The 13,287-nt window shown below is 75.3% G+C and carries 13 protein-coding genes; 7 read left to right on the plus strand and 6 right to left on the minus strand.

Features of this window, described 5'->3' with window-relative positions; translation table 11 throughout:
• The first annotated feature begins 11 nt into the window (after window positions 1–11).
• Entirely contained in the window at window positions 12–386 is a 375-nt protein-coding gene (locus tag AB0J00_RS01165) for a PilZ domain-containing protein (protein WP_357740112.1), read from the plus strand.
• Window positions 387–466: 80 nt separating this feature from the next.
• Here AB0J00_RS01165 and AB0J00_RS01170 read toward each other — a convergent pair whose 3' ends face one another.
• Window positions 467–1,333, minus strand: coding sequence for a phosphoribosylaminoimidazolesuccinocarboxamide synthase (locus AB0J00_RS01170; protein WP_357738929.1), 867 nt, complete (start codon window positions 1,331–1,333; stop codon window positions 467–469).
• Window positions 1,333–2,640 carry an adenylosuccinate lyase gene (purB, locus tag AB0J00_RS01175; protein ID WP_357738932.1) on the minus strand — a complete coding sequence of 436 codons (1,308 nt, stop codon included), beginning with the start codon at window positions 2,638–2,640 and terminating at the stop codon, window positions 1,333–1,335. Before purB ends, AB0J00_RS01170 begins: the two co-directional genes overlap by 1 nt.
• A 106-nt stretch (window positions 2,641–2,746) precedes the next feature.
• Between purB and AB0J00_RS01180 the strand changes: the two genes are divergently transcribed.
• A complete protein-coding gene (locus AB0J00_RS01180; RefSeq protein ID WP_357738935.1) occupies window positions 2,747–4,213 on the plus strand; it encodes an AI-2E family transporter in 1,467 nt (488 codons plus the stop codon).
• Between the two features lie 53 nt (window positions 4,214–4,266).
• Here AB0J00_RS01180 and AB0J00_RS01185 read toward each other — a convergent pair whose 3' ends face one another.
• Window positions 4,267–5,166, minus strand: coding sequence for an SDR family oxidoreductase (locus AB0J00_RS01185; RefSeq protein WP_357738938.1), 900 nt, complete (start codon window positions 5,164–5,166; stop codon window positions 4,267–4,269).
• Window positions 5,167–5,246: 80 nt separating this feature from the next.
• Here AB0J00_RS01185 and AB0J00_RS01190 point away from each other — a divergent pair, with 80 nt between their 5' ends.
• Window positions 5,247–5,813 carry a TetR family transcriptional regulator gene (locus tag AB0J00_RS01190; RefSeq protein ID WP_357738941.1) on the plus strand — a complete coding sequence of 189 codons (567 nt, stop codon included), beginning with the start codon at window positions 5,247–5,249 and terminating at the stop codon, window positions 5,811–5,813.
• Between the two features lie 28 nt (window positions 5,814–5,841).
• Here AB0J00_RS01190 and purD read toward each other — a convergent pair whose 3' ends face one another.
• Together purD and rsgA are read right to left on the minus strand one after the other, a co-directional pair.
• The gene (gene purD, locus AB0J00_RS01195) at window positions 5,842–7,113 is read right to left on the minus strand and encodes a phosphoribosylamine--glycine ligase (protein WP_357738944.1); all 1,272 of its coding nucleotides are present in this window, start codon (window positions 7,111–7,113) and stop codon (window positions 5,842–5,844) included.
• A gap of 13 nt (window positions 7,114–7,126) precedes the next feature.
• Entirely contained in the window at window positions 7,127–8,137 is a 1,011-nt protein-coding gene (gene rsgA / locus AB0J00_RS01200; protein WP_357738947.1) for a ribosome small subunit-dependent GTPase A, read from the minus strand.
• A 128-nt stretch (window positions 8,138–8,265) separates the two neighbouring features.
• Here rsgA and AB0J00_RS01205 point away from each other — a divergent pair, with 128 nt between their 5' ends.
• On the plus strand, window positions 8,266–9,312 hold the full coding sequence (locus tag AB0J00_RS01205; RefSeq protein WP_357738950.1) for a glycerophosphodiester phosphodiesterase family protein: 1,047 nt from the start codon (window positions 8,266–8,268) through the stop codon (window positions 9,310–9,312).
• Window positions 9,313–9,355: 43 nt separating this feature from the next.
• Here AB0J00_RS01205 and AB0J00_RS01210 read toward each other — a convergent pair whose 3' ends face one another.
• The gene (locus AB0J00_RS01210; RefSeq protein ID WP_357738953.1) at window positions 9,356–10,645 is read right to left on the minus strand and encodes an adenylosuccinate synthase; all 1,290 of its coding nucleotides are present in this window, start codon (window positions 10,643–10,645) and stop codon (window positions 9,356–9,358) included.
• Window positions 10,646–10,711: 66 nt separating this feature from the next.
• Here AB0J00_RS01210 and AB0J00_RS01215 point away from each other — a divergent pair, with 66 nt between their 5' ends.
• The 3 genes from AB0J00_RS01215 to AB0J00_RS01225 all read left to right on the plus strand — a co-directional run bounded on the left by AB0J00_RS01215 (window position 10,712) and on the right by AB0J00_RS01225 (window position 13,273).
• Entirely contained in the window at window positions 10,712–11,314 is a 603-nt protein-coding gene (locus AB0J00_RS01215; RefSeq protein ID WP_357738956.1) for a hypothetical protein, read from the plus strand.
• Window positions 11,315–11,435: 121 nt separating this feature from the next.
• A complete protein-coding gene (locus AB0J00_RS01220) occupies window positions 11,436–12,497 on the plus strand; it encodes an ABC transporter permease (RefSeq protein ID WP_357738959.1) in 1,062 nt (353 codons plus the stop codon).
• Window positions 12,494–13,273 carry an ATP-binding cassette domain-containing protein gene (locus AB0J00_RS01225; RefSeq protein WP_357738962.1) on the plus strand — a complete coding sequence of 260 codons (780 nt, stop codon included), beginning with the start codon at window positions 12,494–12,496 and terminating at the stop codon, window positions 13,271–13,273. The genes AB0J00_RS01220 and AB0J00_RS01225 overlap by 4 nt, the downstream gene beginning before the upstream one ends.
• Window positions 13,274–13,287 lie beyond the last annotated feature (14 nt).

Here is a 13,287-nt window from a genome sequence, read left to right on the forward strand (position 1 = left end):
CGGCGAGCCGGCTGCAGCGCCGGGACGCCGTCCGCGCGCCGATCGGCCTGGAGGTCATCGTCGCCTGGGACCAGACGGTGCTGCGGGGCAGCACCGTCGACCTGAGCGAGAACGGCCTGATGTGCGTCTTCCGCCCGAACGGCGACCTCGGGGTCGGCGTCCCCTACCCCAGGCGGGGCGCGGTGCTCAGCGTCCGGCTGAACCTGTACTCCGACGAGCTGGCGACCAACGCCCTGCTCGTCCGCCGGGTGTCCCGCAAGGACCAGCTGCTCGAGTGGTCGCTGCAGTTCGTCGACCTGCCCGAGTCCTCGGCCGACCTCATCCGCTCGCACGTGTTCACCGCGCTCCGCAACGCCCGCGCCCGCGGCTTGACGAAGCTGTACTGATCGCGACGCTTCCGTCTCCGTGCGCGTACTGCTGCATCCGCGCCCGGGATGCAGCAGTACGCGCACAGAGGTGCCTGAGGTCAGGCGAACCGACGGCCGGTCAGCTGCTCGTAGGCGGTGACGTAGCGCTCGCGGGTGGCGGCCACGACGTCCTCGGGGAGCTCCGGCGGCGGTGACACCCGGTCCCAGCCGGACGACGTCAGCCAGTCGCGCACGTACTGCTTGTCGTAGGACGGCTGCGCCGCGCCCGGCGACCAGGTGGCCGCCGGCCAGAACCGCGACGAGTCGGGGGTGAGCACCTCGTCGCCCAGCACCAGCGCCGGCGAGGACGGCAGGGTGCCGAACTCGAACTTGGTGTCGGCCAGCACGATCCCGGCGCCCGCGGCGATCTCCGCCGCCCGCGAGTACAGCGCGAGCGTCAGGTCGCGCAGCGCCGCCGCCTGCTCCGTGCCGACGGCGGCCTCGACCTGCGCGTAGGTGATCGCCTCGTCGTGCTCGCCCACCTCCGCCTTGGTCGACGGGGTGAACACCGGCTGCGGCAGCCGCGAGCCCTCGACCAGGCCGGCCGGCAGGACGACGTCCCGGATGGCACCGTGCCGGGAGTACTCGACCGTCCCGGAGCCGGACAGGTAGCCGCGGGCCACGCACTCGACCGGCAGCATCTCCAGCCGGCGCACCAGCATCGCCCGGCCGGCGACCTCGGCCGGGACGTCGTCCGCGCTGACCAGGTGGGACGTCGCGCCGTGCGCGGCGAGCACCGGCGCGAGCTGCTCGAACCACCAGACCGACAGCTGGGTGAGCACCTTCCCCTTGTCCGGGATCGGCGTGGGCAGCACGTGGTCGTAGGCGGAGATCCGGTCGCTGGCGACCAGCAGCAGCCGGTCGTCGCCGACCGCGTAGACCTCGCGCACCTTGCCCCGGGCGACGAGCGGCAGGTCCAGCGCCATCAGGACAGCGCCGCCAGCCGGTCGAACAGCGGACCCAGGTTCTGCACGTACTGCTCGGGCCGGCAGATCTCGTCCAGCCGGGCCTCGTCCAGGGTCACGCCGTCGGCGGCCGCCCGGGCGCGCAGCGTCTCGCGGAACGGCGTGCCGGTGTTCCAGGTCTCCATCGCCGCGGCCTGCACCAGCGCGTAGGCACCCTCGCGGGACTGCCCGCCCTCGACCAGCTCCAGCAGCACCGCAGAGGTGTAGATCAGGCCGCCGGTCGACTCGAGGTTGGCCCGCATCCGGGCCTTGTCGACGACCAGGTTCTCGACCAGGCCCGCGGTCAGGTCCAGCAGGTAGTCGGTGGTGACCGCGGCGTCGGGCAGGAAGACCCGCTCGGTCGACGAGTGCGAGATGTCGCGCTCGTGCCACAGCGGGATGCCCTCCATCACCGGCACGACCGCGGCCCGGACGACGCGCGCCAGGCCCGCGATGCGCTCGGAGCGGATCGGGTTCTTCTTGTGCGGCATCGCCGACGAGCCCTTCTGGCCCGACCCGAACGCCTCGGACAACTCCCGCACCTCGGTGCGCTGCCCGTGCCGCACCTCGAGCGCGACGGCCTCGCAGACGGTGGCGATGACCGCCAGCGCCGCGACCCACTCGCTGATGGAGTCGCGGATGACCACCTGGGTGGAGGCGTCGGCGGCGCGCAGGTCCAGCGCCTCGGCGACGGCGACCTCGACCGAGGGGTCGATCAGCGAGTACGTGCCGACGGCGCCGGAGATGGCGACGACGCCGACCCGCTGGCGGGCGGCCCGCAGCCGGTCGCGGGAGCGGGCCGTGGCGAAGGCCAGGTCGGCGACCCGGTGACCCCAGACGTCGGGCTCGGCGTGCACGCCGTGGGTGCGGCCGACCTTGATGGTGTCCCGGTGGGCCAGCCCGTGGTCGCGCAGCGCGGCGACCAGCCGGTCGGCCTTGGCCAGCAGGATGTCGGTCGCCTCGGTGAGCTGCACCGCGAGCGCGGTGTCCAGCAGGTCGGACGACGTCATGCCGTGGTGCACGTACGCCGCGGCGGACCGGGGCTCGGTGTTGTCGGCCCAGGCGGTGAGGAAGGCGATGACGTCGTGCTGCGTCGTCCGCTCGATCTCCTCGACCCGCTCCGGGGTCGGCGGCGGGGCGTTGCGCACCGGCTCGACGGCGTCGGCCGGGACCCGGCCGGCGGCGGCGTGCGCCTCCAGCACGAGGGTCTCGACCCGGCACCACAGCTCGTACTTGTGCGCCTCGCTCCAGACGCGGCCCATCTCGGGCAGGGTGTACCGGTCGATCATGCCGGCACCACCAGGGACTGGTCAGCTCGTCGCACCACGGGCCCATCTTCCCGTACGGTGCGGCTGCGCTCGCCCACCCCTCGCTCCGGACCCCGGGAGGACGCCGATGCTGCAGCGCGCCAGGCAGCGCGGGCAGCGCCTGGTCCAGCTGGCCCGGGCGCGGATCGCCGCCGCCGAGCAGGACCCGCACACCTGGGCGGCGAACTGGCCCGACACCCGGGTCGTGCTCGTCATGGACGACGAGACCCACGGCCACCTCGAGCCCGACCCCGCCGCCGCGGACGACGACGCGGCTGCCCCGCTGGCCAAGGTGCAGCCGCCGGACGACGGCGCCGTGGGCGCACCGGCGCCGGGCGCTCCCGACGTCGACAACGCCGACCCGGTCAGCGGCCCGCCCACCCCCGGCGGCCCACCGCCGACCGCCGGCCGGGACCGCAGCCGGGGCAGCCTGCTGGCCCCCGACCGGCCGCGGTCACCCGAGCAGGAGGTCCCCAACGGGCTGCGCATCGCGGCCGCGTGGTCGTGGCGGCTGATCCTGGTCGGCGCCGCGCTGTACCTGGCGCTGATCGGCCTGAGCAAGGTGACCGTCGTCTTCGTGCCGGTGGTCGTGGGCCTGCTGCTGGCCGCCCTCCTCCAGCCGGGCGCCGCGTTCCTGCGCCGGCACGGCTGGCCGCGGGCGCTCTCGGCGCTGGCGATGCTGTTCGTCGGCGTCGCGGTGGTCGCCGGGATCATCACGCTGGTCGTCGAGCAGTTCGTCTCCGGCTACGACGACCTCGCCGAGCGGGTCTCCCAGGGCCTCACCCAGGTGCAGGACTGGATCACCTCGACGTTCCCGGTGACCAGCAACCAGCTCAACGACGCCGTCACCAGCGCGCAGGACGCCATCGTGCACAACCGCTCGCTGCTCACCAACGGCGCGCTGGACACCGCCGGGCGGGTGAGCGACACCGCCACCGGCATCCTGCTCACCCTGTTCACGCTGTTCTTCTTCCTGATGGACGGCCGGCAGATCTGGCTGTGGCTGGTCGGCCTGGCGCCGCTGAACTCGCAGGCCTACCTGGACGAGGCCGCCCGGCGGTCGTGGCGGACGCTGATCTCCTACGTGCGGGCCACTGTCATCGTCGCCGCGTTCGACGCGATCTTCATCGGGGTCGGCCTCACCCTGCTGGGCACCCCGCTGGTGGTGCCGCTGGCGGCGCTGGTGTTCCTCGGTGCGTTCATCCCGATCATCGGGTCGTTCCTGGCCGGCACCGTGTCGGTGCTGGTCACGCTGGTGGCGGTCGGCCCGGTGCGGGCGCTGATCGCGCTGGCGATCATCGTGTTCGTCATGCAGCTGGAGGGGCACGTCATGCAGCCGCTCCTGCTGGGCCGGGCGGTGTCGGTGCACCCGCTGGGGGTGGTGCTCGGCATCGCCGCCGGGCTGCTGATCGGCGGCATCTTCGGCGCGCTGATCGCGGTGCCGATCATCGCCTGCGGCAACGTGGCCGGCACGTACCTCTCCCGCCGGCACGAGGGGCCGCGGCCGCCGACGCCGGACACCCGCCGGGCGCGCCGGATGGTGCGCACCCGGTAGGTCGGGCCCGCTCGTGCCCTGCTGCCTGCTGGGCAGCAGGGCACGAGCGCCGGTCAGGCCTGCGCGTAGGCCCCCGCCGCGATGTCCTCGAGCAGCGTGGGCCCGGTCGGCGTCCAGCCGAGCAGCTCCCGGGTGCGGGCGCTGGAGGCGCGCAGGTCCATGCCGAAGAACCCGCCGACGAAGCCGCCGATGCGCTCGACCGCCTCCGCCGGGTCGATCGAGGTCGCCGGCAGGCCCAGCGCCCGGCCGATCGCCTCGGCGATCTCCCGGGTGGGCACCCCCTCCTCCGCCACGGCGTGCAGCAGCGTGCCCGCGGGACCCTGCTCCAGCCCGAGCCGGACCAGCCGGGCGGCGTCGGAGCGGTGGACGGCGGCCCACGCGTGGGCCCCGTCGCCGACGTAGGCCGAGGTGCCGTGCCGACGGGCCGCGGCGACCAGGTACGCGACGAAGCCGTGGTCACCCGTGCCGTGCACGGTCGGGGCGAACCGGGCCACGACGGTGCGCACGCCGCGGTCGACGAACTCGAGGGCGAGGTGTTCACTGCCCCCGCGAGGCGCATCGGCGCCCACCCAGGTCGACGGGTCGGACTCGGTGGCCGGCCGGCCCTGCACCAGCCCGGCGACGCCGGCCGCGAGCACCAGCGGGCGGCCGGAGCCGACCAGCACCTCGGCCAGCGCCTCCACCGCGGCCCGCTCGGCCCGGTTGGACTCCGCCGGGTCGGACCAGTCGTGCTTGTTGGCCAGGTGGACGACCCCGTCGGCGTCGTCCGCGCCGCGCCGGAGGGCGTCGAGGTCGTCCAGGTCCCCGCGCAGTGCCTTGGCCCCCTTCGCCTGCAGCACCTCGACGGCGGCCTCGGACCGCGCCAGGCCGACCACCTCGTGCCCCGCCTCCAGCAGCTCGTCGACGGTGGCCGACCCGATCCAGCCGCTCGCACCCGTGATGAACACCCGCATGACGCACTCCCCACTCGATGACAGTTGCTGACATCAGCCTAGGCCGCGATGTCAGTGACTGTCATCCCTATGCTGGCCGCATGCCCCGCTGGGAGTCCGGCTCACGCGAGCGGTTGCAGCAGGCCGCCCTCGAGCTGTTCGAGACCCGGGGGTTCGACGGCGTGACGGTGGCCGAGATCGCCGCAGCCGCCGGGCTCACCGAACGGACCTTCTTCCGCTACTTCGCCGACAAGCGCGAGGTGCTGTTCGCCGGCCAGGACGACTTCGAGCGGCAGTTCCTGACCGCCCTGGCCGGGGCACCGGACGGCGACCCGATGACGATCGCCACCGCCGCCCTGGCCGGTGGCGCGGCGTTCCTCCCGGCCGAGCGTCGCCCCTGGTCCCGGGCCCGGCAGCGGGTGGTCGACGCGCACCCGGCGCTGCGGGAGCGGGAACTGCTCAAGCTCTCGGCGCTGGCCGCGGCGCTCACCCGCGCACTCACCGAGCGGGGGGTCGGGCCGGTACCTGCGGCGCTGGCGGCGGAGAGCGCCGTGACCGTCTTCCGGACGGCGTTCGCCGCCTGGATCGCCGACGGCGAGGAGCGCCCGTTCGGCGAGGTGCAGGCCGGCGTGCTCGCCGAGCTGCACTCCCTGGTCGGCCGCCGCTGACCGCCGCGCCCGCGCGGCGGGCCGGGGGTCAGCCGACGGCGATGCGGCCCTCGACGGCGGCCAGCGCGATGTCGGTCCGCCAGTGGGCGTCGGCCAGCCGCACCCCGGCCACCCGCTCGTAGGCGGTCTGCCGGGCCGCGGCGAGGTCCGGGCCGGTCGCGGTGACGGCGAGCACCCGGCCGCCGGCGGAGTGCACGGTCCCGTCCGGGCCCACGCTGGTGCCGGCGTGCAGCACGCCCTCGGCGTCCGCGCCGGTGATCGGGTCGCCGATCCGGGGCCGCTCCGGGTAGCCGGACGCCGCGACGACCACGGTGACCGCCGCGCCGTCCCGCCAGCGCAGCGGCGGGTGGTCGGCCAGCGTGCCGGTGGCGGCGGCCATCAGCAGCCCGGCCAGCGGTGTCTCCAGCAGCGGCAGCACGACCTCGGTCTCCGGGTCGCCGAACCGGGCGTTGAACTCCACCACCTTGACCCCGCCGGAGGTCAGCGCCAGCCCGGCGTAGAGCAGCCCGCTGAACGGCTCGCCGCGGCGGCGCATCTCGTCGACGGTCGGCTGCAGCACGCCGGCCAGCACCTCGTCGACCAGGCCGGCCGGCGCCCAGGGCAGCGGCGCGTACGCGCCCATGCCGCCGGTGTTGGGGCCCGCGTCGCCGTCGTCCCGGCGCTTGGCGTCCTGCGCGGGCAGCAGCGGCAGCACCGTCGTCCCGTCGGTGACGGCGAACAGCGAGACCTCCGGCCCGTCGAGGTACTCCTCGACCAGCAGCGCGTGGCCGGCGTCGAGCACCGCCGTGCCGTGCGCGTGCGCGGCGTCCCGGTCGGGGGTGACCAGAACGCCCTTGCCGGCGGCCAGCCCGTCGTCCTTCACCACGAACGGGGCGCCCTCGCCGATCGCGGCGACCTCGTCGAGCACGGTCGCGAGCTCGGCCGGCCCGCTGACCGCCCAGGACCGCGCGGTCGGCACGCCGGCAGCGGTCATCACGTGCTTGGCGAACGCCTTCGATCCCTCGATCTGGGCGGCCTGCTCGGACGGGCCGAAGCAGGCGATCCCGGCGTCCCGGACGGCGTCGGCGGCACCCGCGACCAGCGGCACCTCCGGGCCGATGACGACCAGCTCCGCCTGCCAGCCGGTGGCCAGGGCGGCGATCGCGACCGGGTCGGCGACGTCGACCGCCAGCGGCTCGGCGACCGCCGCCGTGCCCGCGTTGCCGGGCGCGCACGCCAGCGCGCTGACGGCGGGGTCGTTGGTCAGAGCCACGCACAGGGCGTGCTCCCGGGCACCGGATCCGATGACGAGCACGCGCACAGGGCGAACCTACCTACCGGCCGCCCTCCCAGCGCGGTCGGTTCGGCTGGTCGCGCATCGACCGGTGCAGGCTGCGCACCCGCGCGTGCTCCTGCGCCCGGGCCCGCGCGTCGGCGCGCAGCTCCTGCCGGTGGGCCTCGGCCTGCAGCTTGCGCCACGCGGTGAGCCGGGCCGGGTCCAGCTCGGCCCGGTCGATCGCGGCGGCGACCGCGCAGCCGGGCTCGGTGCGGTGCGCGCAGTCGCGGAACCGGCAGCCCAGCGCGAGCTCGGCGACGTCGGCGTACGCGTCGTCCAGCCCCTGCTCGCCGGCCAGCGCGAGCTCCCGCATGCCGGGGGTGTCGACCAGCAGCGCGCCGCCGGGCAGCACGTGCAGCTCCCGGGCGGTGGTGGTGTGCCGGCCCCGGCCGTCGGGCCGGATGCCGGCGGTCGCCGCGACCGGGCGCCCGGCCAGCGCGTTGGCCAGGCTGGACTTCCCGACCCCGGAGGGGCCGACCATGGCCGCGGTGCAGCCCGGTGCCAGCAGCGCCCGGACGGCGTCCAGCCCCTCGCCGGTGACCGAGCTGACCGGCAGCACGTCGACCCCGAGCGCGTCCTCGGCCACCCGGGCGACGGCGGCGGGCACGTCCGGGCACAGGTCGGCCTTGGTCAGCACGACGACCGGCGTGGCCCCGCTGCCCCAGGCCACGGCGAGGTAGCGCTCGACCCGCCGCACCCGGGCCGCGCCGGTGAGCGAGTCGACGACGAGCACGAGGTCGACGTTGGCCGCCACCACCTGCGGCCCCGAGCCGCGGCCGGCGGCGGTGCGCACGAACGCCGTCCGCCGGGGCAGCACCTCCACCGCCAGCTGCCCCCGCACCGCCACCCAGTCGCCGACGGCGGGGGCGGCGTCGCCGCGCAGGCCGCCGCCGGTCCGCACCCGCTGCTCGCCGTCCGCGGCGAGCACCGTCAGCAGGCCGCGGTCGACCCGGGCGACGCGGACCGCCCGGCACCCATCGGGGACCGTCAACCCGGTCGCACACGACACACCCGGAACTGAGACATCACTCACACGGGTCATGCTGGTCTGCAGGTGAGCGCGCTGTCCTCCGATTTGTCCCCATGGAGTCGGCGCGTGTTCACCCACCGGACGACGGGTTGGGCTTCCCTGGAGGCATGTCCGAGACCGGCCTGCGGGCCGCTCCCTCGTCCCGACGGGCCTCCTCCCCCGTGGTCATCGGCCACCGTGGCGCCCCCAGCTACCGCCCCGAGCACACCGCGGCGAGCTACGAGCTGGCGATCGACCTCGGCGCGGACCGCATCGAGCCGGACCTCGTCGTCTCCCGCGACGGCGTCCTCATCGCCCGGCACGACGCCGAGCTGTCCCGCTCCACCGACGTCGCCGACCGCCCCGAGTTCGCCGACCGCCGCCGCACCGACGAGGTCGACGGCGAGGAGCTGACCGGCTGGTTCGTGCAGGACTTCACCCTGGCCGAGCTGCGCACCCTCCGCGCCGTCGAGCGGCTGCCCGCCGTCCGGCGGCTGAACACCGCCTACGACGGTCGCTTCGGCCTGCTCACCCTCGCCGACGTGGTCGAGATCGCCCGCCGGCGGTCGACCCCGTCCCGCCCGGTCATCGTGCAGGCCGAGCTCAAGCACCCCGCCTGGTTCACCACCCAGGGCCTGCCGATGACCGAGCTGGTCGCCGCCGAGCTGCGCCGGCTGGACGCCGCGCGCCGCGACGGCAGCGTGGTCGTGATGGCGTTCGAGCCCGCGGCGCTGCGCGAGCTGCGCGCCGACCTCGGCAGCAGCGGCACGCCGCTGGTGCAGCTCGTCGACGAGGAGGGTGTCCAGGACGCCCTGGTCACCCCGGCCGGGCTGCGGGAGATCTCCACCTACGCCGAGGGGATCGCCCCGCACAAGGGCCGGGTCCTGCTGCACGGCGCCGACGGCTCGCTCAACGGCGTCTCCGACCTGGTCAGCCAGGCGCACCGGGCCGGGCTGACGATCACGCCCTGGACGCTGCGGCCGGAGAACCTCTTCCTGCCGCGGCACCTGCGCTCGGGCAGCGACCCGAACGGCCTGGGCGACGTGCAGACCGAGGCCCGGCTGCTGTTCGCGCTCGGCTGCGACGGCGTGATCACCGACGCGCCCGAGACCGCCTACCGCGCCCGCGCCGACCTCTCCGCCGAGGCCCTCGCCCCCGTCCGCCCCCGCCGGTAGCGGAGTGGATCCGTGCAGCTGAGCTGCACGGATCCACTCCGCCTCAGTCGATCAGGTCGTGGACGACGACGTTCTCGTCGCGGCCCGGCCCCACGCCGATGACGCTCACCCGGGCGCCGGACAGCTCCTCGAGGCGGCGCACGTAGGCCTGCGCGTTGGCGGGCAGCTCGTCGAAGGTGCGGCAGCCGGTGATGTCCTCGAACCAGCCGGGCATCTCCTCGTAGACCGGCGTGGCGTGGTGGAAGTCGGTCTGCGTCATCGGCATCTCGTCGTGCCGCACGCCGTCGATGTCGTAGGCCACGCAGATCGGCACCGTCTCCAGGCCGGAGAGGACGTCGAGCTTGGTGAGGAAGTAGTCGGTGATCCCGTTGACCCGGCTGGCGTAGCGGGCCACGACGGCGTCGAACCAGCCGCAGCGGCGGTCGCGGCCGGTGGTGACGCCGACCTCCCCGCCGTGCTTGCGCAGGTACTCGCCCCACTGGTCGTGCAGCTCGGTCGGGAACGGCCCGGAGCCCACGCGGGTCGTGTAGGCCTTGAGGATGCCCACGACCCGCTCGATCCGGGTCGGACCGACGCCGGCGCCGACGGCCGCGCCGCCCGCGGTCGGGTTGGACGACGTCACGAACGGATAGGTGCCGTGGTCGACGTCCAGCAGGGTGCCCTGGGAGCCCTCCAGCAGCACCCACTCCCCCGCGTCGAGGGCGTTGCCCAGCAGCAGGCGGGTGTCGACGATGCGGTGCTTGAGCGCCTCGGCGTAGCCGGCGTACTCCTCGACGACCTCGTCGACGTCGATGGCCTTGCGGTTGTAGACCTTGACCAGCACCTGGTTCTTCTCCACCAGCGTGCCCTCGAGCTTCTGCCGCAGGATCGACAGGTCGAGCAGGTCCGCGACCCGGATGCCGTTGCGGGCGACCTTGTCGCCGTACGCGGGACCGATGCCGCGGCCGGTGGTGCCGATCTTGCGCTTGCCGAGGAACCGCTCGGTGACCCGGTCCAGCGCCCGGTGGTGCGGCATGATCAGGTGCGCGTCGGCGGAGATCACCAGCCGCGAGGTGTCGACGCCGCGCTCCTCGAGCCCGGCCAGCTCCCCGATCAGCACCTCCGGGTCGATGACCACGCCGTTGCCGATCACCGGCGTGCAGCCCGGCGTCAGGATCCCGCTCGGGATCAGGTGCAGCGCGTACTTCTCCCCGTCGGGCGTGATCACGGTGTGCCCGGCGTTGTTGCCGCCCTGGTAGCGGACGACGTACGGCACGCGGCCGCCGAGCAGGTCGGTGGCCTTGCCCTTGCCCTCGTCGCCCCACTGGGCACCGATCAGCACGACTGCCGGCATCGGGTGGATCTCCTCGTCAACGTCGACACCGGTCGGTCCCGGATCGCCAGGTGGCAGGGTATCCGCATGCCCGTCACCCAGCTCGACCTGCGCGGCCTGGCACCTGCGCAGCCGCCGTCGCGGCGGCACGTCGCGTCGGTGGTGGACGACGCCGAGGCGGTGCACGTGCTGGGCCCGGTGCCGGGTCTGGCCACCGTGCTGGCCCGGCTGTGGCGGAAGGAGCGGCTGCCCGCCGTCCCGGTGCACTGGACCCCCGCCGACGACCCCGCGTCCCGTGCGCTGGCGAAGGCGCTGGGGGTGGGCAGCGGCACCGAGCGGGAGCTGCCGCTGGTGCGCGACGACCACGGCGGCGTGCTGCTCACCACGGGGCGGGTGTTGCCCGGCACCGACGAGCGCCGGCTGGGCGCGCAGGCTTACCACGACGACGCGAAGGTCAGCGACGGCCTGGTGCGGTCGATCGAGGCCCGCCCGGTCTGGACGGCGGCCGACACGCTCGCGGTCACCGTGCGCGCCGGCCTGCTCCGGCTCCCGCGGCGCACCACCGGCCGGGCGCTGCAGGTGGCCTGCGCGCCGGCCCGGGTCGTGCGCGACGGGGTGCCGTTCGACCGCGAGGTCACGAAGTGGACCTGGTACGCCGACGACCGGGTGCGCTGGCGGCTGCGGCCCTAGCCGCGGCGTCCCCCTGGGCGCTGCGACACCGCGCCCGTCGTGGACACTGGGGAGACCGCCCGCAGCCGGAGGAGGTCGCACTGTCGTCCTGTCGCGCCGGAACCCCGTGGGGTCCCCGCCGGTGACCGAGCACCTGCCGGCCTTCGGCCTCCCCGGCACGGCCCAGCGACGCTCCCCCGGCCGCCGGCTGCTGGACCGGCTGCTCGCCCGGCCCAGCGCGGGCGCCCTGCTGGGGCTGGTCGTCGTCACCGTCTTCTTCGGGCTGCAGGCCCCCGGGCTGCTCGGCTCGGCGGGGGTGGCGACCGTGCTGGACATCGCCGCACCCCTGGGCATCGGCGGGGTCGCGGTGGCGCTGCTGCTGGTGGCCGGGCAGTTCGACCTGTCGATCGGGGTGGTCGCGGTCGGCAGCAGCCTGGTGACGGCGCTGCTGGTCGCGCACGCCGGGCTCAACACCTGGCCGGCGCTGCTGCTCTCGCTGCTGGCGGCGCTCGCCGTGGGCGCGGTGAACGGGCTGCTGGTGGTCGCGACCGGGCTGCCCAGCTTCCTGGTCACGCTGGCCACCTTCCTGGTGCTGCAGGGCGGCGCCCTCGGCCTGGCCAGCTCCGTCACCCACTCCGAGCGGATCACCGGCCTGCCCGGCGCGCCCGGCTGGGAGACCGCCGGGCGGCTGTTCGGCTCCAGCACCGAGATCGGCGCCGGCCGGTTCCACGTCTCGCTGCTGTGGTGGGCCGGGCTGACCCTGCTCACCTCCTGGGTGCTCTGGCGCACCCGGTTCGGCAACGGGCTGTTCGGCACCGGCGGCGCGCGGCGGGCCGCCCGCGAGCTGGGCGTGCCGGTCGCCCGGACGACGGTGCTGCTCTACCTCGGCACCGCCGCGGCCGGCTGGCTGGTGGGCACCCTGAGCCTGCTGCGCACCGGCGGCGTGCACGTCGCCCCCCGGCTCGACGAGCAGGTCACCTTCGTCATCGTCGCGGTGATCGGCGGCTGCCTGCTGTCGGGCGGGTACGGCTCGACGGTCGGCGCGAGCGTCGGCGCGCTGCTCTACGGCGTCGCGCAGATCGGCATCCCGCGCGCCGGCTGGGACGCCCGCTGGTTCCAGGTGTTCCTCGGCCTGCTGCTGCTGGTCGCGCTGCTGCTCAACGGGGTCGTCCGGCGGCGGCTGCGGGCGGTGCCCCGGTCGTGAGCGGGCAGACCGTCCTGGAGCTGCGCGAGCTGACCGTGCGGTTCGGCAGCGTGCCGGCGCTGTCCCGGCTGTCGCTGCCGCTGCGCGCCGGCGAGGTGAGCTGCGTGCTGGGTGAGAACGGCTCGGGCAAGTCGACGCTGGTCGCCGTCCTGGCCGGGCTGCAGCGGCCCACCGAGGGCACGCTCGCCCTCGACGGCCGGCCGGTGCTCTTCCGCTCCCCGAAGCAGGCCCGCGCCGCCGGCATCGCGACCGTGTGGCAGGACCTGGCGATCGCGCCGCTGATGTCGGTGTGGCGGAACTTCTTCCTCGGCGCCGAGCCCACCCGCGGCGCGTGGCCGCTGCGCCGGCTGGACGTCGGCCGGGCCGAGGAGGTCACCCGCCGGGCCATGGAGCGGGTCGGGGTGACCGGGCTGGACCCCGACCAGCCGGCCAGCCTGCTGCAGGCCGGCGAGCGGCAGAGCCTGGCGATCGCCCGCGCACTCCACTTCGGCGCCCGGGTGCTGGTGCTCGACGAGCCCACCGCGCCGATGACCGTCGCCCAGCGCTCGCTGGTGCTGGCCTCGGTCGCCGCCGCCCGGGAGCAGGGGCTGGCCGTGGTGCTGGTGACCCACAGCCCGCAGTACGCGCACCTGGTCGGTGACCGCATCGTGCTGCTGGCCCGCGGCCAGCTCGCCGGCAACCTGACCCGCGAGGACGTGACCGTCGACGACCTCACCCGGCTGGTCGCCGGCGGCGAGGAGCTCGTCCGGCTCACCGACTCCTGGCGCCGGGGCTGAGCACGCCCGTCGCT

The organism is Modestobacter sp. NPDC049651, assembly GCF_040659695.1.
Lineage (GTDB): Bacteria > Actinomycetota > Actinomycetes > Mycobacteriales > Geodermatophilaceae > Modestobacter.